4 protein-coding genes are annotated in these 4,677 nt (G+C 41.2%); all 4 read right to left on the reverse strand.

Features of this window, described 5'->3' with window-relative positions:
• Positions 1–619: 619 nt before the first annotated feature.
• The 4 genes from D908_RS00970 to D908_RS00955 all read right to left on the reverse strand — a co-directional run bounded on the left by D908_RS00970 (position 620) and on the right by D908_RS00955 (position 4,067).
• Entirely contained in the window at positions 620–967 is a 348-nt protein-coding gene (locus D908_RS00970) for a hypothetical protein (RefSeq protein ID WP_005527580.1), read from the reverse strand.
• A gap of 1,013 nt (positions 968–1,980) precedes the next feature.
• A complete protein-coding gene (locus D908_RS00965) occupies positions 1,981–2,505 on the reverse strand; it encodes an SMI1/KNR4 family protein (protein ID WP_005527582.1) in 525 nt (174 codons plus the stop codon).
• A 280-nt stretch (positions 2,506–2,785) separates the two neighbouring features.
• Positions 2,786–3,079 carry an antibiotic biosynthesis monooxygenase family protein gene (locus D908_RS00960; RefSeq protein WP_005527585.1) on the reverse strand — a complete coding sequence of 98 codons (294 nt, stop codon included), beginning with the start codon at positions 3,077–3,079 and terminating at the stop codon, positions 2,786–2,788.
• Positions 3,080–3,227: 148 nt separating this feature from the next.
• Positions 3,228–4,067 carry a hypothetical protein gene (locus tag D908_RS00955; RefSeq protein ID WP_005527587.1) on the reverse strand — a complete coding sequence of 280 codons (840 nt, stop codon included), beginning with the start codon at positions 4,065–4,067 and terminating at the stop codon, positions 3,228–3,230.
• Between the last annotated feature and the right edge of the window lie 610 nt (positions 4,068–4,677).

The following is a 4,677-nucleotide window of genomic DNA, read 5'->3' on the forward strand; positions in this document are numbered from 1 at the left end:
CWGGCAACGCATAACAACCAAACTCAAACACAGCAACCATAACCACTACGGCTCATTGGGACTGGAAACGCCACGCGTTGACAGTCCCTCTTGAGGCGTTTGTTATAGCTCAAGCGTATACGTACTGCTCCACTCTTTTACCACGGGCATCAACTGTCACTACTTTTATATAGATTTGGTGATTTTTTGCCATATAAACTTGAGTATAAAATTCTTTAACACAATCTAGGTTAACATTGTGACTAGCCGCATGCCTTGGAAGCCACTCGCGATAGTAGCTTAGTGATTTTCTAATTCTCGGTGTTAGTCGAAACAGTTCCTCTGTGCGCACTGGAACCCAAGATATTTGAACGGGCTTACCTCCATTGAGGCGAGCTAACGTGTATAAGTCCTCGAAAATAAATGTTCCATCGACATAGTTACATCCACCCACGAATGAATGGGTAAAGTTGTGAGCCATTGCTTTAATTAACTTATACTTCATGCGATCCCTGAGCTATAACGCCCAATTAAGGGGTGAACAACGCTACCACCCACACCTAAAGCATTGTGCGATAAACACTAAATTTGAAGTAGAGGCAAAAGTGCCAAGCGTGGGGAATCCCTCTTAAATTGTTTGTTATGCGCTTGCTCCGCGACTTAGTCTATCTATAACAAAGCGTAATTTGGTCACTTTAAGCTCTGTGAGTATCACTATAACGAAATTCAACACAGACATTGTTACTAGGGCAAAGGCAAAAAGACTACCACCACCAGTTTGATTGATGCCATACAAGCCAAGCAGCAGAAAGAAACTGGCTAATATCGATAAAACCGTATCATTTGTTTTAATTTTGTACTCATCGGCAGCTATATCCTTGCTTATTGATACAACATTTGAAAGCCCTTCGAGCCTCACTACAATTTTCCCATTTTTAACTTTGGCATTAAAACCATCTCTCTGTAATGAGCTTACTAAATCATCCATAATTGTTGTCTCCATTTCTATTTTGGTGCATAACGCCCAATTAAGGGGTGAACAACGCCTCCACCCAAACCTAAAGCATTGTGCCATTAACACTAAAACTGAAGTAGAAGCAAAAGTGCCAAGCGTTGAGAATCCCTCTTAAATTGCTTGTTATGTTTTACCACAAACACATAATTTACTTGAGAAAGAACTGCTATTTCTGACTAGTTTTCTGAAGCTAACCACAAGGCAGAAACTAACTTGACCACCAAAGGCGACCAACCTAAAACAAGTAAGTCCACTTCCCTGCCCAATGAGGCAACCTGACCAAGTAACAACAAGCACCCTTTCTTTCCAACCAAAGCGCAAAACAATGTTGAATTGCCGAGGCAACTGCCAAGCCGAAATGCTACTTGGCAGAGAACCTAAGAGCGACTTTAAGCCAGTTAAACAAGAAGCCAACCGCCACGACCTGACAATGAAGCAATCCACGAACATTGGCATGTTTTACGGGCTGAGTGGTTCAAGAACTTAGACCGACAATACTGATTTGCTGAGTCTACTAGGGACGAATTGCCCGAGGGACAAAGAACTAGAGCCTAAGACCTTTAAGCCTTTGAAATACAAGTAAACATAACGCCGCGTTAAGGGGTGCAGGCACGCAATACAAAAGCTACCGCACAGTGCCGTAACCACCGAACTCAACGCAAGCTAAAAATGCCACGCGTGCCAAATCCCACTTTAACGCTTTGTTATGCTTAAGCTTCAACGCCCGCATTTTTACCAAAACCAAGATTAACTCGACTGGGATTAGCTAACAAAAGGCAAAACCTAAAAAACTGAAATGACTCATAATTTTTGAAAATCAGACTTTGAACTTTGCAGCTAAAACTAAAAACCTAAGATCAAATTTCTAAAGGAGCCAATAGGTTGTTTCCTCTTTACTTTTGGTCGAGCAAATAAGTTACATACACCGTTGCCAAACTCAAACCTATACGAGCCCCAGCGAAGCTGGGGGGGGTACCAATATTTAATTAGAAATCTAAAAATGATCCTGTTTCATCAATTTCTCGGTCACTTGGAGCCATATCATCAACTATAAGAGACAGCAAAAACACATTCATGTCATCTGCTATTTCATACAGTGATTCACTATTTTTTTCGGATTCATGAAACCAAAAATAAATTTTTCCAGTTACATTAGATGCACATATTTGGTTACCACCTACAGACTCACCTATAACTATGTAGCCTGACGGAATTTGTTCGTTATACATAGCGTTTCGCTTTAACAAATTAGAATCGCCTATAAGGCCATACAGTATTTCCAACGATTGATAACCAGCGGAAGAATCAACAGGAGAATTTCGTTTTGGCTTGTAGATAGCCCCTTTATCGAAAACTATTGAACCACCGAAGCTACCCAAAAGCTTCTTATATTCATTGGAAAAACAGTGCATATCCAGCTTCGATTCCAGCTCTTCCATGCTACACCTCTGGCTGGAATCTTCATCTATCGGTCTGCCACCCAAAGACTGTATAACTTCTTTGATAAACATTCATAATCCCCTCTAAGATCAGACGCCTAACCAATGTGCGGAAGATTTCCGTTCAACTTAGTCGGCACAAACTGTATGGTCAAATTGTCCAAATGATGCGCGGTGAAGCCTGCCTCTTTGAGATGATTTCACATGATTAAGCATAACGCCCGCCTAAGGGGCTGGCAACGCATTAACACTAAACTCAAACACAACAACGTAACCGCCGCGGCTCATTGGGACTGGAAACGCCACGCGTTGACAGTCCCTCTTAAGGCGTTTGTTATGTGCATAGTTTGAGTTAAGAACCAAAAGAGTACCGTCTTTCAATTTTCACAACTTCAACAACATAAGACTCATACCATTTTTCACGTCCCAATTTTTGAGCGATTGAATGTTGAGCATCTAAATGCCAGTTATGTATATCTTCTTCGTTGTTCCAATAAGATATTGCGATTTCTTGATTGCCTTCTGTAACCGCTATGAAATCTTGACAATTATATTGCTCAAATGCCAATTCACGCATGAGCCTGACCATTTCTGAATACTGGGCATCTTGATTGCCAGTTTTCGCTTTAAAAATTACCGCAAACATCGATTTTCCTAGATTTTCCTAAAGCACATAACGCCCAATTAAGGGGTGAACAACGCTACCACCCACACCTAAAGCATTGTGCCATAAACACTAAATTTGAAGTAGAAGCAAAAATGCCAAGCGTTGTGAATCCCTCTTAAATTGCTTGTTATACACATTTTTTTCGACGAACTGGATAGCTGATAATCGTTTGAAAGTCCGTGAATGCATACATAGAGTTTCCTTTTAATTCAGCGAATGGAAAATCTGCATACTTAATATTGTGCGATGATAAATCAAGGTGCAAACGACTAGAAGCCAAATCAAAGCATTTAGCTTGATACGGGTATATTCCTTCATTTTTAGGAGTAATTAAGAATGCGATCGGATAAAACGACAAAATGCTAAGTGGGCATGTATGCCCCTCATTGAAAAAGCCAATCATCTTAGCGCTAATATGTCTGTCACTTGGGTAGAACCAATAGTGTATGTCATGACTTTCATCCAAAGCAAAGTCGTCACCAAGCACAAACCTTTTAAGTGGATCAAAGTAAGGCGAACCTGCGGGTTCATGCTTACACTCCTCAACCGAAGTTGCTGAGAGAATGTGTCCAATCATAGCCCTAGCGTACCTAATAGGATCGATCTCAATGCTAATGACACTATAAGGGCTAAAAGGAGCAGAAAAATAGTTACCTATTTTTTCCGTCAATTCCCTATGAACTCTAGCAACCTCTTTGTCATTTGCACCAAGACGTTCGCTATTACATTTATGGCAGATCGTTCTGAACTTACTACCATTAGTTGAAGGCACCGCTTTTATTTTTGCAGATTGATAGCCTGATACTTCGCTAATATGAATTTGCTCAACTTTCGTTATAGTTACTGCGCCTTGGGGTGGAACATGGTCAATTGAAAGGCGACCATATTCGCCGCAGATCAAGCAGTAACCTTGTACTATTCGCGAATGATTGATCCGTTCCGAGATCTTCTGACTGTATTTACCCATCAAAACTCACTTAAATGTGTATAACGCCGCGTTAAGGGGTGAGTGCCGCCTAAACCAAGTTTCCGCAGACCACTTTCACCACCAAAACTCACCGCATACTAAAAATGCCACGCGGCATGAATCCCTCTTAAACGCCTTGTTATGTTTAAGGCTCAAAGGGTTAAGTTTTGCGATACAAAGAGCTTAACTCGAGTTACCTTTAAAAACCAAAACCAGACGCTAAAAAGCTGAATTAACTCATAAATTTGATTCTAATGATTTTGATTTTTAGCGTGAGAAACCGAAAACTGGAACTCAAACTTTGAAACCAAGACGCTTTATTCGACTCATAAACGCACTGAGCTTTAATGAGGCAACTCTCAGAATTTTTCGCGCCCACGAATTGGAGTCCAGAAAACAGCGACCACTAAACTCAACTTGCCGACAAGACCAAAATTAGCAATACGAAGGAACAAAGAAAAGATGCAACCAACTGATTTTACGTGACTAAACATAACGCCCGCCTAAGGGGCTGGCAACGCATAACACCAGACTCAAATACAACAACCGAAACCACCGCGGCTCAATGGGACTGGAAACGCTACGCGTTGACAGTCCCTCTTGAGGCGTT

It is taken from the genome of Vibrio mimicus CAIM 602, assembly GCF_000338875.1.
In the GTDB taxonomy this organism is placed as follows: Bacteria; Pseudomonadota; Gammaproteobacteria; order Enterobacterales; family Vibrionaceae; genus Vibrio; species Vibrio mimicus.

Bases quoted from the DNA above. Each gene is read 5' to 3' on its own strand.
- D908_RS00955 (WP_005527587.1), bottom strand. From the start codon at position 4,067: ATGGGTAAATACAGTCAGAAGATCTCGGAACGGATCAATCATTCGCGA.
- D908_RS00965 (WP_005527582.1), bottom strand. From the start codon at position 2,505: ATGTTTATCAAAGAAGTTATACAGTCTTTGGGTGGCAGACCGATAGAT.
- D908_RS00970 (WP_005527580.1), bottom strand. From the start codon at position 967: ATGGATGATTTAGTAAGCTCATTACAGAGAGATGGTTTTAATGCCAAA.
- D908_RS00960 (WP_005527585.1), bottom strand. From the start codon at position 3,079: ATGTTTGCGGTAATTTTTAAAGCGAAAACTGGCAATCAAGATGCCCAG.